The following is a 26238-nucleotide window of genomic DNA, read 5'->3' on the forward strand; positions in this document are numbered from 1 at the left end:
ATTGACAGCAAAATTCCAATGTGGTATATTTATTTCACACATTCGAGTTTCACCAGCTTGAAAGAGTCGGCCTTCCGGCTCTTTTTTTATTGTGCTGATGTCCGCCCCCTGGCAGGGCAGACCTAATGAACTATCAAGTAAATGTTAAACCGAAGATTAACCGCCGATTATTATCAGGAGATCGTACGTAATGCAGGAAAAACCCGGAGCACTCTATGACCAACTCGAGCCGGTAATTCGCGGCCTAGGATACACACTCATCGAGGCCAACAGTGCCAATATACAAGGGCGGGTCCATGTGAATATTATTGCATTTTCGGAGAACGGCATTGGAACCCGTGAATGCGAAGAAATCAGCAGAACCATTCTTCCCCGACTGGAAATCCTTTTGGATAACCGGGATATCGCACTGGAAGTCAGCTCCCCGGGTCTTGAGCGGAAGTTTTCAAGTCTTCTCGAGTTTGAGCTTTTTGCCGGAAAAGCGGTAAAGGTTCTGGTGGGAGATCAGTGGTTTCGGGGAGTTATTTCCCGGACGGCTGAAGGGGAAGTGATGCTGACCCCCGAGGGGAAAGCCGGCAGCCAAAACAAAAGCAGAAAAACATCTTCCGGTAAATCGGAATCAATCAAAGAAACAAAAAAAATTAATACCAACGAAATTGTGAAAGCACAATTAGTTTTTCAGGAGGTCAAATAAGATGGCTTCAGGTCTTGCAGATGCAATACGGGCATTGGTAAGTGAAAAGGGGATCTCAGAAGATCTTGTTGTACGAACCATTGAGGAATTTCTCCTCGCCGCCTATAAGAAAACCTACGGAACCACCGAAAACGCGGTGGTTAAATTTGATGAAGAAAACGGCGAAGTAGCCATCTATGCCCAGAAAGAAATTGTGGAAGATGTCTATAATCCGGTGAACGAAATTGAACTTGATGAAGCAAAAAAGCTCAATACCGAAGCCGAGGTGGGCGATGAACTTCTCATAGAAATCGACCCTAAAGAGTTTGACAGGGTGGCGGTACAGAGCGCTAAACAGAAAGCACGTCAGACTCTCAGAGAAATCCAGAAAGACACCCTCTATTCCGAATTTAAAGGAAAAGAAGGGGAAATGATTATCGGATATTATCAGAGGGAACGTAACGGTACCATCTTCGTTGATCTGGGAAAAACCGAAGGTCTGCTGCCCCGACGGTATCAAAGCCCCCGGGAAGCGTACCGGCCCAATGACCGTATTAAAGCCATGATCTACGAGGTGAATAAAACAGCCTCCGGTCTGCAGATCATTCTTACCCGGACACATTCGGAATTCGTTCGGAAAATTTTTGAACTTGAAGTTCCTGAGATTTACGATAAAACAGTCGAGATTTTTAAGATTGTTCGGGAGCCCGGTTACCGAACCAAAATTGCCGTGTATTCAAACCGTCAGGACGTGGATCCTGTGGGTGCCTGTGTGGGGCTCAAAGGAGTGCGGATTCAGGCAGTTGTCCGTGAGCTTGAAGGTGAGAAAATCGATATTCTAAAATTCGAAACCGATCCCCGGGATCTCATCAAAAATGCCCTCAGCCCGGCGAATGTGAAACAGGTGCTGATACTGGATGAGGCTAAGAAACACGCCCTTGCCATTGTGGATGAAGATCAGTTGAGTCTTGCAATAGGTAAGCAGGGGCTGAACGTCCGCCTGGCAAACCGTCTGGTAGACTGGAATATCGACGTAAAAACCGAGGCCCAGTTCGAAGAGATGGACATTACCATTGCAAGTAAACAGGCAATCAACGATCTGTTCAGCGACGATGTGGAGATTACCCGGATTGCAGAATTGCCCGATATCAGCGACCGCCTGGTAGCAATTTTGAACCGGGATAATATTGAGTACATCGAAGACCTGGTAAATCTTGAAGCCGACGAAATGACTCAGCTCGATGGCCTTACTGAAGATGATGTTGAGCTTCTTCAGCAGATCATCCGCGAGAATCTTGAAATCATCGAGGAAGAATCAGACGAGGACGGGCAGGATGAGTCTGAACCCCTTGATGAGGAATCAAAAGAACAATACTATGAGGCTGATGATAAAGAGGAAGAACAAAACGATGATGAAGATGATTATGAAGAAGAGGAGATCAACCTGATCTCAGAGCTGCCGGGTATACCGGGGCATATAGTGGAGACATTGAAAGCCAAGGGTATTGTGGAAATTGTGGATTTGCTGAATATGGAAGACGACGAAATAGCAGAAATACCCGGGCTGAATGAAGACGATGTTCTCACAATTCAGAATATAATCATGGACACCGTTGAGATCATCGAAGAAGAAGATGAGTAGAACGAGGGGCAGAAAGGATAGATATGGCTCAGGACCAAGAACAAGAACAAAAACCAAAAGCAGAACTCATAAAACACCGAAAGGAAACTTCTGCGCAAAAATCCGCTGAAAAATCGGCTTCGGAGAATAAGAAGCCGAAAAGGAAAGTGGTTGTAAAGCGTAAATCCAGTAAGACTGAGTCCTCCGGCGCCAAGGAAGGCAAAGAGAACGGGGAAGAAAAACGCAGCAAAGTCCAGAAAGAAAGCGCAGAGCCTTCCGCGGAAAAAGAAAGTGCTAAAAAAACGGCCGGCGAAGGCAAAAGACCTGATGCTCCAAAATCTGCCGGGGATAAAAGCCCAGGGAAAAAACCCGACTCAAAGACGCCCCGGTCTGCAGGTACCGTATCTAAAAAACCGAAGGCGGCAGATGCCGACGACTCCAAGAATACCGCGACCAAGCAGGGAATTGTTGGTGGTAAGTACGTAGGCCCGAGAGACAAGAACCGCGGAAAGGGAGATAAACCTCACCGTTCCTTCCGGAGTAATAAAAGCAGCAGCACACCTGGTGCAACCGGCGGACCTGGAAGACCACAGAACCGGGACGGGGGTAGAGGTCCCAATAGAGGCGGTGCACCGCCCAGAGGCGACAACCGGGGCGGTCCAGGCAGGTTCAATAAGAAACCAGGAGGCACAGGCGGGGGTTTTCGAGGCCCTGGTGCACCTCCTGCACCCATGCCTCCCAACGGAGAGCAAAAGCAGAGCAGCAAAAAGTTCTTTAAATCCAAAAAAAACGATAATTATAAGCGGAAAGAGAAGCACAAAGAAAAAGAAATTCATTTCAACCGGAAGAAACCGGTGCAGAAAACCAATCCGGTACCCAAGTCCATAGATATTATGGAAGTTATTACCGTGAGTGAACTGGCTAGAAAAATGAATCTGAAAGCCAGCGATCTTATCGGTAAGCTGATGGGTATGGGCATGATGGTAACCATCAACCAGCAGATAGATGCGGAAACGGCCACCATTCTGGCTGCGGAATACAGTTGTGAAGTCAATATTGTGTCTCTGTACGATGAAACAATTATCGAAACAGAGGACGATAAAGACGCTGAACTGCGGGACAGACCTCCCATCGTCACCGTTATGGGTCATGTAGACCATGGTAAAACGAAACTTCTGGATGCCATTCGCTTTACAGATGTGGTTGCCGATGAATCAGGGGGGATAACCCAGCACATAGGTGCATATCAGGTGGAAACCAAGGGCGGTAAGATCACCTTCCTGGACACTCCCGGACATGAAGCCTTTACGCTCATGCGTGCCCGGGGAGCACAGGTAACCGATATCGTTATTCTTGTGGTTGCTGCAAATGACGGCGTCATGCCTCAGACCGTTGAAGCTATTCGGCATGCCCAGGATGCAAAAGTTCCCATTGTGGTTGCCGTTAACAAGGTTGATCTTCCGGAAGCCAATATAGATCGTGTGAAGCAACAGCTTGCCGACTACAAGCTTTTAGCTGAAGACTGGGGCGGCGATACCATGTTTCATGAAATCTCCGCTCTGAAGCGGGAAGGGATCAATGAACTTCTTGAAGGTGTACTTCTGCAATCAGAGGTGCTGGAGCTGAAGTCCAACCACAGCACCCGTGCGGAAGGTAAGATTATTGAATCCAAAATTGACCAGGGGCGGGGAACTGTCGCCACCGTTCTAATCGAACGGGGAAGCATGAAGGTTGGCGATAACTTCGTTGCCGGTGTGTATCCCGGACGTATCAGGGCCATGTTCAATGACCGCGGGCAGCAGGTGGAGGAAGCAGGACCATCTATGCCGGTAGAGATCATCGGTCTTTCCGGTATTCCCGACGCCGGGGATCCGTTCCAGATGACAGCTACAGAGCGTCAGGCCCGTCAGGTTGGTGATAAACGGCAGGAACTCAAGAAAATGGAAGCTGCCAAAAACGTGAAAAAGATCACCCTGGATAACCTGTACGACAGCATTCAGCAGGGTTCCATTCAGGATCTCAAGATCATTATCAAAGGTGATGTACAGGGGTCCGTTGAAGCAATACAGGGAGCTCTTGAGAAGCTCTCAACTCCTGAAATACGGCTTTCAGTAATTCATGCCGGAGCAGGCGCCATAAACGATAGCGATATTAACCTTGCGGCTGCATCAAATGCCATCATTGTAGGTTTCCATGTGCGCCCCACATCAAGAGCTCAGATTCTGGCTGATCAGGAAAAGGTAGAGATCCGTAAATACAGCATCATTTATGATGTGGTTGAAGATATTCGCTCTGCAATGGAAGGAATGCTCCAACCAGAACTGAAAGAAGAGCATATCGGTACCATTGAAGTTCGGGATACCTTCAAGGTCCCCAAGGTGGGTGTCATTGCAGGTTCATACGTTACAAATGGTCTGGTGCGCAGAAACAGCATTGCACGTCTGTATCGTGAAGGCGTTGAAATCTTCAGCGGGAAGCTCAGTTCACTCAAGCGCTTTAAGGACGATGCAAAAGAAGTCGCCCAGGGTTATGAATGTGGTGTAGGTCTCGAAAATCATAACGATGTTAAAGTGGGAGATATTATTGAAGTCTTCCAGGTTAAAGAGATCGCTCGAAAATTGGGCAAAACCCTTGTAGAACTGGAAAAAGAACAGGCCAAGGAAAAAAAGGCATCCTCTGAAAACGGGGATAAGGAATAAACCGAAATATATGGGCAATTTTCGCTTGCAAAAGGTAGAGCATCAGGTCACACAAATTGTCAGTGAACTGATTATGAAAGGGGACGTAAAGGATCACCGGGTGAATACCATGCTCAGCATCAGCGCTGTGGAGGTATCCCGGGATCTTGCCTATGCCCGAATTCATATCAGTGCCTATCTGAACGACCGGGATATCAATGAGGCTGTGGAGGGTTTGAACTCTGCAGCCGGCTTTATTCAACGACACTTGGGCAAGCGGATGCACACCCGAAACACACCGAAGCTCACATTTGTCCGAGATGACGGTATATCCAAAGGTTTTGAAGTTACCCAGAAATTAAAGGAACTGAATGTCCAGCAGGAAGAACCCGGAGAGAAAGATTCCCCCGGGACTGATTCTGATCAATAAACCGCCGGGAATTACCAGTTTTCAACTACTTTCACCTCTAAAAAAAGCATTGGGCATTAAAAAGGTGGGTCATGCGGGCACCTTGGATAAATTTGCCACCGGGTTAATGCTGGTATTCGCCGGACAGGGAACCCGCTTTGTGCAATATTTGAGCAACATGGATAAACACTACCATGCCAGACTGGAGTTTGGAAAGGAAACATCCACTCTGGACCCGGAGGGAGAGGTCACGGCCAACGCCCCCCTTCCTGACGGATCCCGCCTGGATGATATTCTCCAACGCTTTCGGGGAGATATTCAGCAGGTTCCGCCCAAGTATTCCGCGGTGCATGTTGACGGTCAGCGTGCGTATAAACGGAGTCTCAAGGGCGATGATTTTGAGATTCCATCCCGAAACGTCCGGATACATTCACTCACCTGCACAACATGGGATCCTCCTTATGGAGAATTTGATATCCACTGTTCAAAAGGCACCTATATCCGGAGTTTTGCCCGGGATATTGGTCTGGCCCTTGAAAGCAGGGCATATGTGACCCGGCTTCTGCGAAGCAGGGTAGGTTCATTCAAGCTGGAAGATGCTTTGAGTCTGGATGAGATTCGTGAAAAAGATCCGGACTGGATTATCGGCCATATGATTTGCGGGAGCGCCCTCATCCGCCGAATCCCCGGATTTCAGCTTTTTTCTGTGGACACAGAGCTTGCTCAACGAATGCGGCAGGGGAAAGATGTGTTCTATCAGGATCTTGGAAAACCCATGATTCAGAAAATCGGTAATTCACTTCCCGACCAGATATATGCGGCGGTTGATGAACAAGATGAGCTTGCTGCGCTGTTTCAAGCCCCGGAATTAATTCAGCCGGAAAACCGGCTTAGGTATCGAGGAGTGTTTCACAAGATCTCATAACCCGGGGCTCATGCTAAACGGGTGACCCTTGACATGAGTCCCGTTCATCAAGATAATAATGTGCTGTCATTCTTCGTGATTTAGTCTTCATGACTGGGACATACTGTCTTTCGCCACCATCATGAGGATGATATACAATCAAGTACGAGTAAGATTATCAAGGAGTATCATTTAATGTCTCTTACAAAAGAACAGATACAGACAGTTGTGGACAAGTTCGGCGGTAGCGAAACGAATACCGGAAAAACCGAAGTGCAGATTGCCCTTCTCACCGAGAGAATCACTGAGCTAACCGAGCATCTGAAGAACCATAAGAAGGATCATTCCTCGAGACGGGGTCTTCTTAAGTTGGTCGGCCAGCGTCGTCGCCTGCTGAGATACTTAAAAGGCAAGGATCTCGAAGGTTACCGAACGCTTCTCAGCGAACTGAATCTGCGTAAATAGCTGATTCGCCCTGACAAAACCGGGAAGTTCGTCCCCTTCCGGGGCGCAGTTTCCCGGTTTTGTGCTATAATGGTAGGCGATTAGGAGAAATAATGCATCGTGTAACACTAAAAATTGGCGCAGAGGAACTTGTCCTCGAAACCGGCCGCATGGCCAAACAGGCAAACGGCGCCATATTTGCAACCTTCGGCGGTTCTGCCGTCCTTGCCACAGTTTGTTGCGGTTCCAAACCCGTAGAGGATCTAGACTACGTTCCCCTGAGTGTGGATTACAACGAAAAGTATTACGCAGCGGGAAAAATTCCCGGCGGTTTTCTAAAACGGGAAGGACGCCCGAAAGATAAGGAAATCCTTGTTTCCCGACTCATAGACCGGCCCATGCGTCCCCTCTTCAGCAAATCCTTCAAGCGGGAAATTCAGTTGGTACCCACAACAATTTCAACCGATATGGTAAATCCCCCCGACGTGATCGGAATGGTGGCAGCTTCTGCAGCGGTAATGGTTTCCGATATTCCCTTTGACGGACCTGTTGGTGCTGTCAGAGTAAGCTATGTCGATGATGAATATGTGGTAAACCCCAGCTTTGAGCAGGTTGAGCGCAGCCTGTTGGATATCATTGTTGCCGGAACCCTTGAAGGCATTACGATGGTTGAAGGCGGTGCCAAGGAAGTAAGCGAAGAACAGATGATCGAAGCCATCGAAAAGGCCCGTCCTGTGATCACCGATCTTTGTAATGCTCAGCTTGAGCTGCGAAAGCTTGCTGGAAAAGAAAAACTCCCTCTGGTGGAAGTTGATGACAGCTTTCCTTTTAAGGATGAAATCCACAAAAAAGCATATCCTCTTCTTGAAAAAGCCTGCTTCGTGAAAGGTAAGTTCGAGCGCTACGCGGCTATCCGCCAGGTGGTTGAACAGTTTAAGGAAGAATACGCAGACCAAATTGCCGATGAAGATCAGAAAAAATTCAAGGCGGTATTTGAAGATATCGAGCAGGAAATTCTCCGCAAGTCCATTATAGAAAACAAACTCAGGGTTGACGGTCGTTCACCCACAGATATCCGTCCCATCACCGTGGAAAAAGATGTTCTTCCCAGGGTGCATGGTTCAGCCCTCTTTACCCGTGGAGAAACCCAGGCCCTTGCCATTACCACCCTCGGAACAGCCAGGGATGAACAAATCATGGATGATATCGACGGAGATAAAAGGCAAGCATTTATGCTTCACTACAATTTCCCTCCATACAGCGTGGGCGAGACCGGCCGTCTGGGAACAGGGCGCCGGGAAATCGGACACGGACACCTGGCGCACAGAGCTCTTGCATCTGTCTTACCGACCAAGGGTGATTTCCCCTATACCATCCGTGTGGTTTCCGAGGTCCTTGAATCCAACGGCTCATCATCCATGGCGACGGTGTGCGGTGGAAGTCTTTCACTTCTGAATGCCGGTGTTCCGGTATCCAAACCTGTTGCGGGTATCGCAATGGGCATGGTTCAGGAAGGCAACGATTCTGTGATTCTCAGCGATATTTTGGGCGAAGAAGATCATTTGGGTGACATGGATTTCAAGGTTGCGGGTACGGAAAACGGTATTACTGCTTTCCAGATGGATATAAAAGTATCCAATGTGAGCCCGGACATCATGAAGACCGCTCTGTCGCAGGCAAAAGAAGGAAGAATGCATATTCTGGGCATCATGAACTCTCTGATTGCCGAGCCGGAAAGCGAGCTCAGCGAATATGCACCCAGAATTATCAGCTTCACCGTAGATCCCGAAAGCATCGGTACTCTCATTGGTCCCGGTGGAAAAGTGATCAAAGGGGTGAACGAGAAATTCAGCGTTGAAACTAATATAGAAAACGACGGTTCGGTAACCATCTATTCCCGGGACGCCAAGAATGCACGGGATGCCAAAGACAGCTTTCTTTCACTTCTGGAAGAACCTGAGGTTGGCAAAGTGTACCCCGGAGTTGTTCGCAGAATCGTGGACTTCGGTGCATTCATCGAATTCCTGCCCGGAAAAGAAGGACTTTGCCATATTTCCAAAATGTCCAAAGAGCGGATCAATTCTGTTGAAGACGTTCTTGAATTGAACCAGGAAGTTCCTGTTAAGATCATCGAAATTGATAAAATGGGCCGGGTCAATCTGACAACTCTGGTTGATGAAGATATTCAGCCCAGAGGTGATCGAGGCGGCTCTCACGGTCGGCCCCCAAGAAGCGGAGACCGGGGAGGCGACAGAGGTCATAGTCGTGGCGGGGACCGCCGACGCCACTAAAACATTCCTTCTCTCCCTGTATATGGTCCTGTATAGGGCCCGGTATGAAGAGAGAAAGGCATTAAGCGGGCTCTCGGGCCCGTTTTTTTATGGGAATTTTGATTTCCGGGAGCCAGGAGAATATGGATTTAAATACAGATCACCCCCGCTTCAAGGTGCGAATCTACAGTGAATCGGGAATCATGCCCGCATATGCCAGCAGAGGGGCATCGGGCTGTGATTTATCGGCAAACATCAGTACCCATCTGTCTTTGCAGCCCCTGGAACGAGCACTTATACCTACGGGACTCCGTATTGAAATTCCTGAAGGTTTCGAGGCACAGATCCGGCCCCGTTCGGGCATGGCATACCGGAAAGGTTTGTCTCTGCCCAATACACCGGGAACTGTGGATGCTGACTACCGGGGTGAAATCAAGGTAATCTGTATTAATCTATCAGCGGAAGAAATTCGTATAAATCCCGGTGAGCGGATTGCCCAAATGGTGTTCGCTCCTGTGGTTCAGGCGGATTTTCTTTTGGTGGATCATGTACGGGACTTAAATTTGACGGAACGTCAGGAGGGCGGTTTCGGGAGTACCGGTGAATAATTGGTTCTTCCCCGGTGAAGAACGGCTTCGGCTGCCCGGGACTCTTCAGCGTTATGTAACCCGTGAATATCTTTTCTCATTTCTCGTTGCCTTCCTGTTTTTTCTGGCCATCTTTTTCGTAAACCAGATCCTTGTAATAGCCCGGGACCGGCTGGCCGAGCAGGTCTCGGTTATCGATACCCTTCGCTTGATCCTGTATGCAATGCCGGCGATTATCGCCCTTTCGGTACCCTACGCTTCTTTTATCGGAATTATCCTTGCAGTGGGTAAGTTGAGTGAAGGAAGAGAGATCCAGGCCGCCCGTGCAAGCGGAATCAGTTTTACCAACCTGTTATATCCCATTCTCCTCTCCGCACTGTTGCTCAGCGGACTTTCTTTTATTACCAATGACTATTTCCTGCCTTTGGGAACGATGCGCTATAGCCAGTTGTATCAGGAATTGCTGTATTCAAACAGCAGACTGATAATCGAGCCTTATGCCATTAGAAATTACGAGAATGCAACAATTGTTACCGGAGATGTAATTGATGATGTAATCCAGGGAATCATTATTATAGACCGTGCGGAAGACGGTTCGGAGCGGACCATCAGTGCATCGAGAGCCTCCCTCATTCAAAACGATACCGGTCGGGGTATCATCACTCTGAATCTTCGTGATGTGGAGATAATATCCAGTTCGGAACGCCGCATCCATGAAAGCAGGGCTGACAATATGGATTACAATATCTTACTGGAAAATATCGTATTCAATATTAATAATCCCAGCGTGAGAGAAATGAGTGCCCGGGATGTATATTCTCTGGTCCAGCAACGACAGGAGCAGTTTGAACTGAGGAAACAGGATGAGCGATTGGAATATCATGAACGTTTCAGAAATTTCAGCGCCACCGCTTTTTCAATTGCAGAAACCAGAGATCCTCAACTGAAGATCAAGTTTCAGAGGGCTTATGACCGTCTGAGCAATGATCCTGATACGCACATGTTTGACCGAACCCTGAGACTTTACCGAATAGAATTCTGGAAGAAATTTTCCATTCCCCTTGCAAGTCTTACGTTCATCTTTATTGGGTTTCCCCTGGGTCTCATGTCTCTTAAGCATGGGCGAACGCTGGGTATAATTCTTGGTCTCATCCTGGCATCGGCATATTGGGGAATGCTCGTGGCCATAGAAGCCCTTGGGCTCAGATTAACATCAATTCCCCCCGGACTGATTACATTCAGTCCAAATATTCTCATGCTGGCGGCGGGCTCGGCTTTCCTGTATGGATACTTAAGGAGATAGTTTTGAAAGTACTTACACGCCTGCTCCTGCGAAATTTTATTCCTGTTTTTCTTGGAGCTCTGGCCTTTTTCACCATACTGATAAACGCCTCCGATCTTTTTGTGAATATTGTCAGATATATTGAGCGTGAAGTTCCGTTCTTCCAGATTCTTCTGGTTCAATGGTATTACCTGCCCACATGCATTGTGTTTTCCACACCCATAGCACTTTTGTTCTCTGTCTCCTATTCCATGGGAACGCTCTATGCCAACAACGAGCTAATTGCGGTGTTCGCCAGCGGAATTAGTCTGAAGCGGTTTATTATTCCATTGATATGTATTTCTGCAATAATCAGTGTCGGGCTTTTTGCTTTCCAGGATCGCTTCGCCATACCCATGCTCCGGGAAAAAGAGGAACTTAGTACACGTTTGCTGCGAAACCGTCCTCAGAATTTGAATCAGGCAAACATCACCATACAGACCCGGGGCGGGGATGTTATCTATCGGGCAGGATTTTATGATCACGAAAAACGGCGTCTTGATAATGTAACCGTTGTCCGCAGAAACCAGGATATGCTGATCGATATGCAAATCCGTGCAGAATGGGCGCTGTGGCAGGAAGATCAATGGATGTTTCACAGGGCTACTATTCTTCGCAGAAAAGAAGAGGATCAAGGCTTTGAAATACTTGAGCAACTGCGGTTTTCGAATCCGGATCTGGATCTTGAACCGGATAATTTTACTAATCAGTTCGGGGATATAGATGCCATGCGCCTGTCGGAGGCGAGAGACTACATTACATATCTCAAAGAAAGCGGGTTTCCCTACCGTAAGGATCTTACTCGGTATCATGAACGATTTTCCTTTGCGTTCACCCCGCTGATAGTTACCCTTTTATCCGCAGCAATCGGTGGCAGCTATAAAAAGAATATCCTGGCTATGAGCCTCCTTGTTTCCCTGGGCTTATCTATTGTATATTACTCCATCCAAATGCTTTCGGGGCTTTTTGCCAGTATCGGTCTGATCGGCAGTGTCTCCGGCGCATGGGCTGGTACTCTCATCACCGGATTGGCTGCTGTGTATATTCTCAGCAGGGCAAAAACCTGATTATATCTAACAAGAGGTTGCACAGTTGATATACCGGAAATTACATAAGGACCAACACTGCGAAGCAAGGACCGGAGAGATCCACTTACCCCACGGAAACGTGGATACTCCGGTATTCATGCCCGTGGGTACCAACGCCAGTGTGAAAGCCGTGCGCCTTGAAGATCTCCAAACCATGGGAGTTCAGCTGATACTGGGAAATACGTATCATTTGTACCTGCGGCCGGGAATGGATGTGATCAAACAGTTCGGCGGACTTCACAGATTTAACAACTGGCAGGGCAATATTCTCACCGACAGCGGTGGTTACCAGGTGTTCTCCCTTGCACCATTCAGAAAAGTCACGCCTGAAGGTGTCCATTTCCGATCCCATATTGACGGTTCAAAGCATTTTCTTACCCCGGAGAAGGTTGTAGGAATCCAGGAAATACTGAACTCTGATATTCAGATGGTTCTGGATGTCTGTACCGAACCGGGGATTTCCCATAAATCCGCCCGGGAAGCCCTGGAGATTACCACCAGCTGGGCTCTTCGGGCAAAAAACAGCTGGGAAACCACTGGCGAAAGCTACCAGGGTAAGCTCTTCGGTATCGTGCAGGGAAATTTCTACGAAGACCTGCGTGCACGCAGTGCAGAGGAATTGGCCGCCCTGGATCTTCCCGGCTATGCCATTGGCGGTTTATCGGTTGGCGAGCCCTTTGATCAGTTCCAGCACTATCTGGCATATACTGCACCGCTGCTTCCGGGAAGCAAACCTAAATACCTCATGGGCGTAGGTACGCCGGAGTATATTCTCGAGGCAATAGAACAGGGCATCGATATGTTCGATTGTGTATTTCCCACCAGAGTTGCCCGAAACGGCACACTATTTACCGACCACGGAAGACTGGTTTTAAAGAACCAGCGTTATGAATACGATACTCGACCGGTAAGCGAACATAGCCCAACCGCTAAATACAGCAGAAGTTACCTCCGCCACTTGTTCAAGGCAGGAGAAATGCTGGGCCCCATGCTTGCATCGCTCCATAATTTGTGGTTTTTAAAAAAGCTGGTGGAAGATTCCAGACAGGCGATCCGGGAGAACCGCTTTCTGGAATTTAAACGGAGCTTCCTGGATCTTTACTCCATGGGGATACCGGATTGAACTCCCCGGTGAAAAGTCTCAAATCCTCCGCCCGTTCAACGGGAATCGTAATGGTCTCCACCCTGGCATCCCGCCTTCTGGGATTCGTCCGCATAGGAATTATTTCCGCCCTTTTCGGGGCCAGCGGGCAGGCGGATATCCTTAACCTGGTTTTTAATATTCCCAATAATCTTAGAAAACTTTTGGCGGAGGGAGCACTTTCGACGGCATTTATCCCGGTACTCAGTCGAAATCTGGTGGAAGATCCCAGCAAGAAACAGTCCCGAACCATTGTGAAAAACCTGCTTGCTTTCCAGCTGCTGGTTCTCCTGCCGTTTCTGGTTCTGGCAGCCATTTTTCCTTCATTTTTTGTATCCATTCTGTTGAACTTTTCCGATCCTGAGAAGCATCGCCTGGCGGCAGAACTGTTCCGATACGTTATTCACTATATTCTTTTTATCAGCTTTTCCGCAGTTATTATGGGAACACTGAACTCAAACGAGCGCTTCGTGATTCCCGCATTGACGCCGCTATTGTTCAGCATAGCCGTAATAAGCAGCTTACTGCTGTTTCATAGAAGCCTGGGAATTTTTGCAATGGCGGTGGGGGTTATTGCCGGTGGTATTGCCCAGGTACTTGTGCAGCTGCCTGAATTTTTTCATCAGGGATACAGCTTCGGGTTTAATTTTTCCTTTAACAATCCACAATTCCGGCAGATACTGAAAAACTGGGGGCCGGTACTCGCCACCAGCGGGGTATTCGCCATCAACCAGCAAATCGCCGCACGCTTTGCCAGTGAAATGGAAACCGGCAGCGGATCGGCAATGTCCTATGCCATAGTTTTTTGGCAGCTGCCCTTCGGGATATTTTCAGCATCCATCATCACGGTCTTATTTCCCAGACTGAGCAAACAGATCGCCGCGGGTGATCGTATCGAAACCTCCCGGACAGTGGAATTTGGAATTGCAGGTCTCATGACATTTTTAATCCCCAGTTCGCTGGGACTGATGATGTTAGGCAATGAATTAATCTCCGCGGCTCTGCAACGGGGAGCGTTTACCGTGGAAAACACCAGACTGGCGGCCCAGGTCCTGTTCTGGTATTCCCCAGGTTTGCTTTTTGTGGGGTTGAATACTTTCCTCCAGCGATTATGTTACTCGGATGGGGATATCAGGGTACCGGTATACAATGCATTAATCATCACCGTTTTAGATATTCTCCTCTCCCTCTGGCTGAAGGAAACCTTCCTGCGGGTCCGGGGGCTGGCCTTGGCGAACAGTATCAGCTATATCATTGCTTCAAGCTGGTTGTTAATGAAAAGCCGGCATAGATTCCCGGACATTTCGTTCAAGCCCATTATCCGTGACCTGGCAAAAATCCTCATCTCCCTCATACCCGCCGTTTTAATTATTGCGGGAGGAAAATATCTTGCCGGAGATTACTGGATAAGCGGTTCAAACTTCGTGAATCTGGGAATATTCCTTCTCATCAGTCTACCCGCGATCCTCTCGATTTTCGGGATGTTTGTACTTCTGCATCTCGATGCGGTATATTTAGTAATTAAGAGGAAAGCGGGTTGATACCGACCATAAAATTATGAATATACAAAACCCAAACCAATTCATCATACCCCAAAACCATTTCACATCCCTGTCCATTGGCATTGTGCTGCTTATTTCCTTCTGGCTGATGAGTGGATTGTCAGCAATGGCCCAGGATTCATCCGGAGAAACAGAAGGCGAAAACGGGGAAGAGGTTCAGCAAAGCCTCTATGAAAAATGGGAAGAGACCATTCTCTATGGAATTGACAGCTCCGTAGTATCCACCATTGAAGAGATGATTGAGTTGGAGGATGCACGTCTGGCAGACGCTGTGCTTACACTGGTATCCAGTTCCCGACAGTCTCTGAGAGTGAAGGCCCTGGATTATTTCGAAGCCCTTGAACGGGACGATGCCGTATCTGCAGTTCTGGATGAACTGATGTTTTATCAGGATATTCCCAGGGATTTTACTATCCGGCTTTTTAATCATTTAAAAGCTCGGGAACATCCTATGGATAAAGATTTGTGGGAACTCACATCAGAAATCATCATGGAAGAAGGATATGAAATTCAGCTTGCTGCTATTCAGTATACGGCGGAGACAGAATATCAAAAAGCGGCGGACTTTCTTGCGGAATACTACGGGGATCCGGATCTTGAAATACCGGTCCGGGAGGCAATACTCCGGGCCCTGGGAAGAATTCAGCATCCTGGAAGCCGTGACCTTATTTTCGACCTGGCTGCAGATGAGAGTATTGAAAAAACGTTGAGAATTGCAGCTATCAATGCCGCCGGGCAATATGCCGACTCCCGGGCCTTGAATGTAATTAGCAATGCATTTTCCTCTTCAGATACCCTTATACGTACAGCCGCAGTTTCTGCCCTGGCCTCCTTCGATCCGAAAGATGTAGAAGGACTCTATCTGGAAGCTTTGCGGGATTCATTTTGGCGGATACGAATGGCTGCATTGCGGGGTATTGAAGAGAACCCGTTTAATGAAGCCTTTGCACCTCTTCGCTATATGACACAGAATGACCCGGAAACAAATATTAAGCACCAGGCGTTTCGTAGCCTCTCCTCAATTGAAAGCCGGAAATCTCGCCAGTATCTCAGAGAAGCTTTGGAGGATGAGGAATTGGGTGATCAATTCAGACAGAGTGCGGCCGTACTGCTAATCCGAAATGACTTCCCCGGGAGCAAGGAGAGTATTGAACGGGTGATGGCCGAAACCTGGGAAGATGAAAACAACCGGCTGTTAGATACAATCTGCAAAGAGCTGAGTCTTCACAAGCTGGATGCCGCAACATCCCTCTATGAAAGAATGATCGGTCATGAGAATTATATTATCCAAATCTACGGAATCCGGGGTATCGGACGCAATCAAATCGCCTCACAGAAATCGTATCTTGAACAGCTCTCCCGGGACGAAGAGGCACACCCTGCGCTCAGGGCGAATGCAAGGAACGCCCTTGAGCGATTATAAACAGAACAAGTGGTAGTAAAGCAACAGAAAACTACGCGGCAGAAAACACTGCAATCGAAAGCGAATCTGCAATGACTGAAATCACATAAGCGGCCTGAGCCCACATCGGGCTTTTAGCACGCTGGAGAAACGATAAAAACGACTCAAAGGAAGTTTTCAGAATGACAAATAATAAAATACGTAACGTGGCAATTATTGCCCACGTTGATCATGGCAAGACAACTCTCGTGGACGCATTATTTCAGACCGCAGGGCTTTTCCGGGAAAATCAGCATACGGAAGAGCGTATCATGGACAGCATGGATCTCGAGCGGGAGCGAGGGATTACCATCTCCGCCAAAAACTGCTCGATTGCCTGGAAAGATGTAAAAATCAACATCCTGGATACCCCTGGCCACGCCGATTTCGGCGGGGAAGTGGAGCGTGCATTGAGCATGGTCAACGGCGCCATTCTTTTGGTTGATGCATCCGAGGGTCCGCTCCCCCAGACAAGATTCGTGCTGAAAAAGGCTCTGGATCAGGGACTGCCACTTATCGCGGTGATAAATAAAATAGACCGCCAGGATGCCAGACCCCTGGAAGTGCTGGATGAAATCTACAGTCTCCTAATTGACCTGGATGCCCATGAAGACCAGCTCGATTTTCCGGTCTTTTTCGCAGTCGGAAGGGACGGTATCGCGAAAACCTCCATTGATGCGCAGGACAAGGGTCTGGAGATTGTACTCGATTCACTGGTGAAGACCTTTCCCGGACATGAATACCAAGAAGATGCACCTCTACAGATGCTGGTGAGCGATCTTTCCTACAATGAGTATCTTGGACGCTTGTGTGTGGGAAAGATTCACAATGGTGTTCTCCACTCCGGCGACAACCTCGTTTGCCTGGATATCGACGGGAAAGCAAATCCTCTGAAGGTGAGTAAACTACAGGTATATCAGGGAATCGGGTTGGGCGACCTGAACACCGCTGAACCCGGAGAAATTGTGGTGCTTTCCGGGATCGAAGATGTTCGCATCGGAGACACCGTCTGCACCAAGGATCATCCCATTGCATTGCCGCGGATTAAAGTTGACGAGCCTACTGTGTCCATGCGCTTTATGAAGAACACCGGACCGTATGCGGGACAGGACGGAAAACATGTTCAGCCCACCAAACTCTGGGCACGTCTGGAACGGGAAGCACTGAAAAATGTATCCCTTGAAGTGGAAAGGATTCCCGATAAAGACGGGTTCAATGTGAAGGGCAGGGGAGAGTTTCAGCTTGCCATTCTGATCGAAACTATGCGGAGAGAAGGCTACGAATTTTGTGTGGGACGTCCTGAGGTAATATACAAAACGAGTGAGCATGGAAAAAAGCTTGAACCGGTTGAGCATCTATTTATAGATTGCCAGGAAGAGTTCATGGGTATCGTCACCGAAAAACTTTCCAGCAGGAAATGCAGAATGATCACCATGTCCAACCACGGCAGCGGGAGAGTCCGCCTGGAATTTTCCGCTCCCAGCCGGGCATTAATCGGGTATCGGGATGAATTTCTCACCGATACCAAAGGCACGGGAATTCTCAACTCCAGTTTTATGGGATACGAGGAGTATCGGGGTGATATCCGCTCCGGAAAGTCCGGCAGTCTGGTATCGGACCGGCAGGGTGAATCGGTTCCCTATGCTCTGTTCAATCTGGAACCCAGGGGCAGACTTTTTATCGTGCCGAAAACCAAGGTGTACGAAGGAATGATTATCGGTGAGCATAACCGTGAAGGGGATTTGGACGTTAACCCGGTGAAGGAAAAAAAACTTACCAATGTGCGGGCATCCGGGCGGGATGATAATGTAATTCTTACTCCGGTGGTACCCCTTACTCTGGAGCAATGTCTCAACTATCTGGGCAATGATGAACTGCTGGAGGTTACTCCCAATGCTCTCCGCCTGAGGAAAGAAGACCTCTCAGCCCAAATGCGGAAAGTCAATGCCAAACGGAATAAATTCACCTGATCCCGAAAGTCTGTAATGAAAGCCCTGTGGAGGGATTGCATGGAACTGAAACATATTCGGGTTGCGGATTGGCCCGTTTTCATGTAACACCCGCTTTAAATGTAAAAGGGGCTGTCTGAAATATGAATTTCAGACAGCCCCTTGTTTGTAGCTGAAATGATGACAACTGTTTTCGGGTCAAACCTTCATAGGAATAATATTCATTTTTGCAAAATCGACCTTTTCAATGCTTTTTACCTGGAATTTATAGTCCCGTTGATTGATGGTGAACTCAATTTCATCCCCAACCTTCCTGTTCACAAGGTGACTTGCAAAGGGGGAGAGATGACTGAGTACAGATTTCTCGGGGTTGGACTCCCAGGGACCCATAATGGTGTAGCGTTCTTCCTCACCGCTATTCAGGTTATTTAGTACAGCCGTGGTACCGAAGGAGATTCGGTCATCTTTTACATCTTCAGGCTTGATAACCTGCGCGGCCTGCAATTCCTCCTCCCATTTTCGGGCTGTGGTATTCAGGTAATCCTGCCGCTCTTTTGCAGCCTTATACTCTGCATTTTCTTTCAGGTCGCCGTATTCACGGGCTGCAGCAATTTCCTTGGAGTTTTTGGGTACTTCCACCTCATGTAGCTGCTTGAGGGCTTTCTGGCGTTCCTCAAAGCTTCGCATCATTGCATAGAATCCGCTCCGTGAAACTGTTTCAACCACCGTTGCTGTTTCACCGAAAAATTCGAAGCTGGGGAAGCGGGCTGCTATGGTTTTCCGAATATTCGACATCACCGCAGGATCAAGATCCTTCACATCTTCCAGAAGGGAATAAATTCTGCCGATACCTTCTTCGTCACTCTGATTTATATACTCAATAATTTGCTCATCTTTAATAAGGAAGTTCTGAATCTGCTTGTTAAGCTTCCTGTTCAGGCTTACATCCCGCTTGTTATCAATATCTCTCGCAGTGAGGTCGAGAAGATGAATCATGGCAATGAGATATTTCTCTGTGCTTATGCCGGTTTCCTGAAACCATTCATCTTCCCAGCAGTTACGGACAAACCAAATAAAAGATTCCCGCTGATCCCTGTATGCGTTATAAACTTCGCTGAACTTCTCAATTACCAGATCCTTGTGACCCGCATTGATGAGATCTCGAATAACATCCTTTTGAAGATGGTGGGGCAGAATATTGATATAGATTTCATGCCAGTTTTTAATCTGCTTTCGTACTGCGCTGAGAAACGCCTTCCGAACTTCGTTATTTTCAATATTTTTGAATGTCTCTTCATACGATTCCAAATGATTGAAGAAATCTCTGAAACCAAGGTTTACCCCGGGATTGAGGAAAGAGAAACGCTCTATAACCTGTCGAACAATGAGCAGGGCTGAGATGGTTTGCTCATTGTATGTTCCAGGATTCCGGACGTATCCTACGAAGTAGTCAAACATATCCTTGAAAAAATCACTTTCTATTGAGCTGGTGTCGTCTTCCTCATTCACATAATCAAGGAATTCTTGAATGGTCTTCACTCGATCGAAAAAGCTTTTTTCCGCTTTGAAGCGGTTATAGGTTTTTTCTTCAAGACTAATGGGCTGTTCTCTGACAACATAGGTATCCGGTTTATCCGGAAGGTTCCCAAAGGATTCATCAGTTTTCAACAGGTCCCTGGCTTTTGAACTCCAACTGGTCCACTCACTTGCGCTGAGAATACCGGGAACAAGTTCAGCCTTAATTTTTTTCATATCAGCTGCATTGTCAAAACTTTTGATAATTACTTTCAGAGCCCACAGGGGATCTTTTTTTACCTTCTTATTGAGGGCTTCCTTCTTTTTTGTGATGCGGTAGACCCAGATGTGATCCTTGCCCAGAATTTTCAGACTGCTTACGGCCATTTTCAGGGACATTACGTGGTTTTGTTTCTTCATGAAATTAATGACAATATCATCGCCCTTGATTTTTTTAATACGTCCCACACCCCATGAACGGTGATAGACAAAGTTACCAGCATCGAAAGCAATATGTTTTTCAAAATCGGAGATGGCATCGTGAACGTTTCGCCAGTTCTGGCTCAGGTTTGAAAGCCTAATATATTCTTCCAGCTGACTGTGTCCCGCATGCTTGGCCCGGAAACAATCGGTAATTTCCTTCCTTGCCCAGGGATTTTTATTGTCATAGCTGAGAATTCGCCTGAGTATTTCTATTGCAGTGTTCCACTTCTCATTCTCATTGAAATGGGGGTACAGTTCCTCAAGGAGCTGGATGGCACGGTCTTCGTTCAGAAGTTTTGCTACCCTGCCTTCCGCATGATAAAAGAACTCCGTCTCACCGGGTACAAGCTCAAGCAGCTTCTGCCAGAGCTCATGGACCTGGGTAAACATCTTTTTATTGATATAGCGGTAAATGGCTTTCTTGTAATGGGCGACGGCAGTATCAAGATTGCCCTCTTCCTCTTCATGCTCCGCAAGCTTTTTGACGATATCCGCTTCTTCATAATCAACACGGATAAGACGCTCCCAAACTTCATACAGGGAGGCCACATCACCCTCATTGTTATAGCATTCAGCCAGGGTGCGCAGTGCATGACGGTTTTCTCCGAAATCGAGAATGCGGTTACTTAGATGCTTGACGATATTCCAGCGGTGATTTTCTGTAAAAATGTTGATAAGAAGAAGCAGGTTAGAATCATCGATGGACTGTCGGTTGAGACTGATAATACCCGAAAGGTAGAGAGCGATGATGCTGTTTTTAGAGTGGGTAAGATGCTCTTCGCACAACTCCATCACTTCATCTTCAAGGTCGGCGTCAAAAACCTGGTCCAATAATTCATCCAGTTCCACATAGTGGTTTACCGTATAATTGGACAAAGTCGCACGGGTCCACTTTTCTTCATTGAGTTGCTCAGTAATTGTGTTGAGAATCTTTTCCGACATTGTTCAAGTGCTCCTGAATTGAATCAGCTATGAATAGCTAGACATAACAAATATAAAGATGTACAAAATATGGCACGAAGCGTGTTTTCGTGAAGTTATTAACATTTATTATATCGAACACTTATTACTTTGTATACAGCTTGTAAACATCTGTTGAAATGCTGCGGATTTTCAGAAGGATTTCATCGATTTTCTGCTGATGCTCCCTGTTCATAACCAGGTGATCGATAAGCCAGAAATAGTGGTTAAGGAGTCTCGGGATCACAATTTCGCTGCGTCGGCTGTCCCGGAGTTCCTGTTCCATTGCAAATATCTTTTGTCGCAACTTTCCATATTCCAGGGCTCTGAGTTCACGCTTGATATTAAGAATTCCCCAAAGACTTCCGTAGACCGGAATCCACTCCGTCAATTCCGGACCGCTGAACCCCAGGTCCCCAACTTTTCTGCAGAGGCGGATAAAAAGTTCGGACTCAAACCCCTCCACATCAATATCCTGAGGGTCGGTGAAGAACGCTTCTCTGAACATCACTCTGGACTTCTGATCTTCTCCGACCAGAGCATAAATATCGGCAAGTTCGCTCAACAATCTCGCCCGGGGAGCGGAGGTTTGAAGCGCGGCGGTAAAATGCTCCAGTGAATCATCGTAATTGCCCATGCCCTTACAGGCGATTCCCCGCCACATGAGAATGTCTGCATCCTTGTCACCCTCGGGAATGCCCGAAAACAGTTCCAGTACCCGGGAAAATACAAATCGCCGGAAGCTCTGAATAAGCCGCTCATCCCCCTGGAATCCCCGTATAAACCGGGAAAAATCCTTCCAGTAATGGAGCAGGGTCTCAGCCTGATCAATATGCTCTGACCTTCGAATCGCAGCATTAATTCTGCTTTGCCAGAAGTTGATATATTTCAGACCCGCGAGTACGCCCGGATGATCAAAATCAAGACTCAAGGCCCTGTCTAAAGATTCATATGCATCTTTTAATCTCCCGGCGGCTATGTATTCCGCACATTCATCAATGAGTTGTTCAATTTTACTGTGAAATTCCCTACGCTTTTTTAACATGCCCTTGGTATTACTATGCAGTAATTAGGTTTTTTGGTAAATATATAATATGATATATCCAACCCCATTAATAGCGCCGTCCATATTATCAGCCGATTTCAGCAATTTAAAACAGGCTCTTAACGATATTCATAGTTCCTCAGCAGACTGGGTGCACCTGGATGTAATGGATGGACATTTTGTACCCAACCTTACATTCGGACCGAAAATGATCCATGATCTCAGATCTCACAGCCGGAAAACCTTCGACGTACACCTTATGGTGGACAATCCGGCTGAACTTGTGGACGAATACATCAATGCAGGCGCCGATTATCTTGTGTTCCACAGCGAAGCGGAAATACACAGTCACAGACTACTCCAGTATATTCATTCCCGGAAAATTAAAGCGGGAATCTCCATCGTTCCCTCAACCCCAGTATCAGCAGTGCAGGAGTTGCTTCCCTTCATAGATCAGATCCTGGTGATGAGCGTGAACCCCGGCTTTGGCGGCCAGTCTCTCATACCCCAGACTCTGGATAAAATCCGTCAGCTTGTTGAGCTGAGAAAGCGCGGGGGATATGATTATCTGGTAAGCATCGACGGAGGCATAAATTCCCGTACCGCAGCCGATGCCGTTTCTGCCGGTGCCGATGTGCTGGTGAGTGGAAGTGCGTTTTTTAAGGCTGAAGATAAGGCAGGATTCGTTTCCGCACTCCGGGGGGAGAAAAGAGTATAAATGTTGACGATTCTACCGATGATTGAAGAAAGAGGGGTGTTTTTGTGAAAAACCAGCGTTCTGCGGCAATTCTAACCATCATTGTTCTGCTCATTATTCCACTTTCCCAGGTAAGCGCTCAAAGCGGTGAAGATCTCTTCAATTCCGCCATTGGAAATTTCCAGGAAAACAGGTACTCCCAGTCTCTTGCCGAATTCAGACAGCTTCTTTTGGATCCCCAATACTCCTCACTACGGGGCGATGCATACTTTTGGATAGCCAAGGTGCTCATTGCCCAGGAACGTATTCAGGACGCGGAACGAAACCTGAACTTCTTTCTGAATAATTTTCAGGAAAATAAAAACTATCCCGAAGGCTTGTATCAGCGGGGCCGAATTCTGTATCTGAAGGCGGAATACGAATCTGCGGTGTTGGCGTTCTCCGACTTCATCAATTCAAATCCATCCAGTCCCTTCGTAGCCAATGCATACTACTGGACAGGAGAGGCACTGTTTCATCTTGGACAGCTGGACGAATCGGAAAAAATGTTTTCCGCAGTTCTTGAGGAATTTCCAACCAGTTTTCGGGTAGAAGCTGCACGCTACAGACTGGCGGTTATCACCATGAGCCGACGGGAGCAGGAATTGCTTAAACTCCTGCAGTGGACACAGGAAGAATCGATACGGACAATCGAAGAATTCCGGAAAAGCGAACAGGAGTATGAAGAAACCATCGAGACATATCGGCGTAGAATGGCCAGAAATGCCGATGAAGTATATGCCGAAGAGATCCGGGAGCTCATTGATGAAGTGTCCATTCTGGAAAATGAACAGACCAGTCTGCAGCAAACCATCGATTCACAGCAAAATGAAATCCGCCGCCTGGAGAATCAAGTGCGAAGTCTTGAGCAATCCCTGGATGCAGGCCTGGAGGAAAATGCCCTGGAAGAACGGGTGGTTTTCAGTGCCGATGATCCCGATATACAGGCAACCCTTGATCTTATTCGGCTGAAAGAGAATGCGCTGGTTCTTAAAGAAGAGCTTATTCAAGGTCTTGAAGCACAAATTCGTCAAATGCAGGAGAATCAATGATTCGGATTTCCAGAATTGCAGCCTTTATTTTCTGCCTTGCATGGATATCCCCTTTTCTGTACTCCCTGGAGGTGGAGGCCGGCGCGTACAGTCTGAGATTGTATGAGGAAACCGGACGCTTTGCTCTCTCATACGGAAATACCGATCTGTTGTTCAACGACAATCCCAGAAGCTCCCATACCCGCATCCGAATCGGTGATAGTGTAAGCATTCTTGGTGAAGATAAATCCCACAGCATTTCCATCGGAGAATTTCGGGATGGAGTGGCACTTCAGTACCTTTGGGACGATCTCCAGTTTAATCAGCATTTTTCCTTTCTTCAGGCACCGCAGAACGAAGGGCCACGGAAGGGAAATGAGCAGAATGCCAGCGATCAATCCATAATCGGTGTGAAAATACGCTATCAGATTATCAACACGGGGACTGAAGATGTACGCGCCGAACTTACCGCATTGTTTGACACGGTACTCGGGGAACTGGGCGCATCCCATTTTGCAACTCCCTCCAAATCCGGAATTATCGGGGAGTATGAATTCAGCCCCGGACAGCGGGAGCCCTATATTCGCAGCGGGAACAGTCTCGGATCAGCTCTGTTTTTGCTTTCAGGTGAAGGCATCCGGGGGCCCCGGCGGACCGCTGCGGCAAACTGGAAACGCCTGAATGAGAGCTCTGGGGATTTCCGTGTTTCACCGGATAGGAACTTCAATCTGTTGCCGTTTTCCATAAATGACAGTGCACTGAACCTCAGTTTCGGTCCTGAGCGGATTCCGGGGCAAAGCCGGGTGGAGTATTCGCTGGTTATCACCTACATACCCCGGAACGAGAATGACAGTGATGGGGAATTCCTGAGCCGAATTTCCAAGCGTATTGAGATGCTGGAAAAATCCTCGGTCCTGGAATATAATCCGGCATTGCATGGCATGACCGAGTCGGCATCCGACTCCTCTGAGAATATCAGCGAACGGGTGGAGGAAGTGAACCGGAGCAGCGGCATCGATTCATTCCGTCGCTCTGACTTGCGACAAATCGCCCCTCTGGTTCAAAGCATTGAGACAATAGACCTGCTTTTGGAACAAATTGACCGGCTATTAACTTCACCGGCACGTCTGGATGCAAGTCAGATCCGTGCTCTAGAAGAGATCCTGGAAACCATCCGCCAGAGCAGTCAGGATACCGGAGCTGCATCCGAATCGAAAATGACGGAATCGGATGAGTAGCGTATTCAAACGCTCCCTCCAATCGCTAAATAGTTCAAGGAAGTATACACAGCAATGAAGCAAAAAAAACGCAGCGATCTCGCACAGGCACGGCTTCTCTTCGCGAAAAAAAAGTACGGACGGGTTATTTCACTGCTCAGCCCTCAGATTTTTTTGTACCGCAAGGATGCATCATACCACGAGTTGCTGGGATATGCCTGCCTTTACACAGGGGATTTCGGCGGAGCGTATAGCTATTTTCAACGAGTACGGGATCTGGAGCCGCAGCGTATAGATTCCCTTTTGGGTCTTGCGGTGGTCATGCTCCGGAGACGGAAAATTACTGAGGCCCTGCGTATATGGCTTGAAATTCTGGATATAGATCCTGCCAACAAAAAAGCGCTGCGTGCTTTGGAGATGGCAAAAAAATCTGAAGAAGAGGACTGGCTGGAGTTTATTGAAAACAGGAAGTACGGAATCATCCTCGCCCGCCACCCGAGAATTCTTTGGCCTTCTCTATTCAAGATTATTCTGGCCGGGCTAATCATTCTATTGATTCCTCTTGGTGTCGTTCTGATAACCAGAACCGTCCAAAAGCCCTTGCCGTTCCGGGAGGGACAGGCTTTGCTGGACATTCAGATTGAAGAATACGGCAGCGGAGATTACTCCAGAGCGGCGGATATAATTTTCACCAATGAACAGTTGGAAAACGAGCTTGAAAAGATTCGCCGGAATTTCCATGAATTTCGAGACAATCTGGTCAGGTATCACGGAAACAGAATTCTCTATTCCAACGCCCCCATAGAAATAAAAGACAGAATTTCTCTTCTGATTTCAGAGCTGAGAGAACCGGACTTCACGAATTTTCAGGATCCTTTCAGCTACGAAGAAGTAGCGGCGAGCCCCAAACTTCATCATGGTGTATATGTTCGGTGGAAGGGTAGGACTGCGAATGTCCGCCTGAGTGATGAGGAAATTCTTTTTGATTTTCTCGTCGGCTTCCACAGTGGAAAGGTAGTTGAAGGAACTGTTCCGGTTTTTCTGGATTTTGCCGTTGAACTCCAGGGCGGCGAGCCGGTGGAAATAATTGCACAGGTTGACGGAAACAACGGTGAATTGCAGCTGCGGGGCAGTTCCCTGCGCAGGATGGCCGAAAAATGAAA

Annotated in this window: 20 protein-coding genes; 18 read left to right on the top strand and 2 right to left on the bottom strand. The window is 47.7% G+C overall.

From position 1 onward, the window contains the following. Positions 1–190: 190 nt before the first annotated feature. The 14 genes from AC52PS_RS10485 to typA all read left to right on the top strand — a co-directional run bounded on the left by AC52PS_RS10485 (position 191) and on the right by typA (position 18109). Positions 191–694: an LSm family protein gene (locus AC52PS_RS10485; RefSeq protein WP_495563017.1), complete on the top strand. Its 504-nt coding sequence runs from the start codon at positions 191–193 to the stop codon at positions 692–694. A 1-nt stretch (position 695) separates the two neighbouring features. After that, a complete protein-coding gene (nusA, locus tag AC52PS_RS10490) occupies positions 696–2315 on the top strand; it encodes a transcription termination factor NusA (protein WP_495563018.1) in 1620 nt (539 codons plus the stop codon). A 146-nt stretch (positions 2316–2461) separates the two neighbouring features. After that, entirely contained in the window at positions 2462–4993 is a 2532-nt protein-coding gene (gene infB / locus AC52PS_RS10495; protein WP_495563019.1) for a translation initiation factor IF-2, read from the top strand. Positions 4994–5003: 10 nt separating this feature from the next. Beyond that, positions 5004–5402, top strand: a complete 399-nt coding sequence (rbfA, locus tag AC52PS_RS10500) for a 30S ribosome-binding factor RbfA (RefSeq protein WP_495563020.1) — start codon at positions 5004–5006, stop codon at positions 5400–5402. Continuing rightward, positions 5344–6306 (top strand): tRNA pseudouridine(55) synthase TruB, encoded by a 963-nt coding sequence (gene truB, locus AC52PS_RS10505; protein WP_495563021.1) that lies wholly within the window; start codon positions 5344–5346, stop codon positions 6304–6306. Before rbfA ends, truB begins: the two co-directional genes overlap by 59 nt. Positions 6307–6480: 174 nt before the next feature. Then, positions 6481–6750 (top strand): 30S ribosomal protein S15, encoded by a 270-nt coding sequence (rpsO, locus tag AC52PS_RS10510; RefSeq protein ID WP_495563022.1) that lies wholly within the window; start codon positions 6481–6483, stop codon positions 6748–6750. A 92-nt stretch (positions 6751–6842) separates the two neighbouring features. Then, on the top strand, positions 6843–9020 hold the full coding sequence (gene pnp, locus AC52PS_RS10515) for a polyribonucleotide nucleotidyltransferase (RefSeq protein WP_495563023.1): 2178 nt from the start codon (positions 6843–6845) through the stop codon (positions 9018–9020). Between the two features lie 122 nt (positions 9021–9142). Then, entirely contained in the window at positions 9143–9607 is a 465-nt protein-coding gene (dut, locus tag AC52PS_RS10520; RefSeq protein WP_495563024.1) for a dUTP diphosphatase, read from the top strand. After that, positions 9600–10889, top strand: a complete 1290-nt coding sequence (locus tag AC52PS_RS10525) for an LptF/LptG family permease (RefSeq protein WP_495563025.1) — start codon at positions 9600–9602, stop codon at positions 10887–10889. The genes dut and AC52PS_RS10525 overlap by 8 nt, the downstream gene beginning before the upstream one ends. A gap of 2 nt (positions 10890–10891) precedes the next feature. Then, positions 10892–11974, top strand: coding sequence for an LptF/LptG family permease (locus tag AC52PS_RS10530; RefSeq protein WP_495563026.1), 1083 nt, complete (start codon positions 10892–10894; stop codon positions 11972–11974). Between the two features lie 28 nt (positions 11975–12002). Then, complete coding sequence (gene tgt, locus AC52PS_RS10535) at positions 12003–13118, top strand: tRNA guanosine(34) transglycosylase Tgt (RefSeq protein ID WP_495563138.1); 1116 nt, start codon at positions 12003–12005, stop codon at positions 13116–13118. Further along, positions 13115–14677 (top strand): murein biosynthesis integral membrane protein MurJ, encoded by a 1563-nt coding sequence (gene murJ, locus AC52PS_RS10540; RefSeq protein ID WP_495563027.1) that lies wholly within the window; start codon positions 13115–13117, stop codon positions 14675–14677. The genes tgt and murJ overlap by 4 nt, the downstream gene beginning before the upstream one ends. Before the next feature lie 16 nt (positions 14678–14693). Then, on the top strand, positions 14694–16121 hold the full coding sequence (locus AC52PS_RS10545) for a HEAT repeat domain-containing protein (RefSeq protein ID WP_495563028.1): 1428 nt from the start codon (positions 14694–14696) through the stop codon (positions 16119–16121). A 161-nt stretch (positions 16122–16282) separates the two neighbouring features. Then, the gene (gene typA / locus AC52PS_RS10550; RefSeq protein WP_495563029.1) at positions 16283–18109 is read left to right on the top strand and encodes a translational GTPase TypA; all 1827 of its coding nucleotides are present in this window, start codon (positions 16283–16285) and stop codon (positions 18107–18109) included. 177 nt (positions 18110–18286) lie between these two features. On the opposite strand, the gene greA is transcribed toward typA, so the two are convergent. Both greA and AC52PS_RS10560 read right to left on the bottom strand, forming a co-directional pair. Beyond that, positions 18287–21028: a transcription elongation factor GreA gene (greA, locus tag AC52PS_RS10555; protein ID WP_495563030.1), complete on the bottom strand. Its 2742-nt coding sequence runs from the start codon at positions 21026–21028 to the stop codon at positions 18287–18289. 124 nt (positions 21029–21152) lie between these two features. Then, positions 21153–22091, bottom strand: coding sequence for a tetratricopeptide repeat protein (locus AC52PS_RS10560; protein WP_495563031.1), 939 nt, complete (start codon positions 22089–22091; stop codon positions 21153–21155). Positions 22092–22140: 49 nt separating this feature from the next. On the opposite strand from AC52PS_RS10560, the gene rpe reads away from it, so the two are divergent. From rpe to AC52PS_RS10580, 4 genes are read left to right on the top strand one after another with little or no spacing between them, the layout of a single operon-like run. Beyond that, positions 22141–22809, top strand: a complete 669-nt coding sequence (rpe, locus tag AC52PS_RS10565; protein WP_495563032.1) for a ribulose-phosphate 3-epimerase — start codon at positions 22141–22143, stop codon at positions 22807–22809. A gap of 44 nt (positions 22810–22853) precedes the next feature. Then, positions 22854–23879, top strand: coding sequence for a tetratricopeptide repeat protein (locus AC52PS_RS10570; protein ID WP_495563033.1), 1026 nt, complete (start codon positions 22854–22856; stop codon positions 23877–23879). Further along, positions 23876–25096 (top strand): hypothetical protein, encoded by a 1221-nt coding sequence (locus tag AC52PS_RS10575; protein ID WP_495563034.1) that lies wholly within the window; start codon positions 23876–23878, stop codon positions 25094–25096. Before AC52PS_RS10570 ends, AC52PS_RS10575 begins: the two co-directional genes overlap by 4 nt. Positions 25097–25150: 54 nt before the next feature. Next, positions 25151–26236: a tetratricopeptide repeat protein gene (locus tag AC52PS_RS10580; protein ID WP_495563035.1), complete on the top strand. Its 1086-nt coding sequence runs from the start codon at positions 25151–25153 to the stop codon at positions 26234–26236. Positions 26237–26238 lie beyond the last annotated feature (2 nt).

It is taken from the genome of Salinispira sp. (assembly GCF_059431795.1).

Excerpts from the sequence above, each read along its gene's own strand:
- AC52PS_RS10575 (WP_495563034.1), top strand. The coding sequence starts at position 23,876 with ATGATTCGGATTTCCAGAATTGCAGCCTTTATTTTCTGCCTTGCATGG.
- AC52PS_RS10560 (WP_495563031.1), bottom strand. The coding sequence starts at position 22,091 with ATGTTAAAAAAGCGTAGGGAATTTCACAGTAAAATTGAACAACTCATT.
- AC52PS_RS10545 (WP_495563028.1), top strand. The coding sequence starts at position 14,694 with ATGAATATACAAAACCCAAACCAATTCATCATACCCCAAAACCATTTC.
- rpsO (WP_495563022.1), top strand. The coding sequence starts at position 6,481 with ATGTCTCTTACAAAAGAACAGATACAGACAGTTGTGGACAAGTTCGGC.
- AC52PS_RS10580 (WP_495563035.1), top strand. The coding sequence starts at position 25,151 with ATGAAGCAAAAAAAACGCAGCGATCTCGCACAGGCACGGCTTCTCTTC.
- nusA (WP_495563018.1), top strand. The coding sequence starts at position 696 with ATGGCTTCAGGTCTTGCAGATGCAATACGGGCATTGGTAAGTGAAAAG.
- dut (WP_495563024.1), top strand. The coding sequence starts at position 9,143 with ATGGATTTAAATACAGATCACCCCCGCTTCAAGGTGCGAATCTACAGT.
- AC52PS_RS10485 (WP_495563017.1), top strand. The coding sequence starts at position 191 with ATGCAGGAAAAACCCGGAGCACTCTATGACCAACTCGAGCCGGTAATT.
- rpe (WP_495563032.1), top strand. The coding sequence starts at position 22,141 with ATGATATATCCAACCCCATTAATAGCGCCGTCCATATTATCAGCCGAT.
- pnp (WP_495563023.1), top strand. The coding sequence starts at position 6,843 with ATGCATCGTGTAACACTAAAAATTGGCGCAGAGGAACTTGTCCTCGAA.
- greA (WP_495563030.1), bottom strand. The coding sequence starts at position 21,028 with ATGTCGGAAAAGATTCTCAACACAATTACTGAGCAACTCAATGAAGAA.
- rbfA (WP_495563020.1), top strand. The coding sequence starts at position 5,004 with ATGGGCAATTTTCGCTTGCAAAAGGTAGAGCATCAGGTCACACAAATT.
- typA (WP_495563029.1), top strand. The coding sequence starts at position 16,283 with ATGACAAATAATAAAATACGTAACGTGGCAATTATTGCCCACGTTGAT.
- truB (WP_495563021.1), top strand. The coding sequence starts at position 5,344 with ATGTCCAGCAGGAAGAACCCGGAGAGAAAGATTCCCCCGGGACTGATT.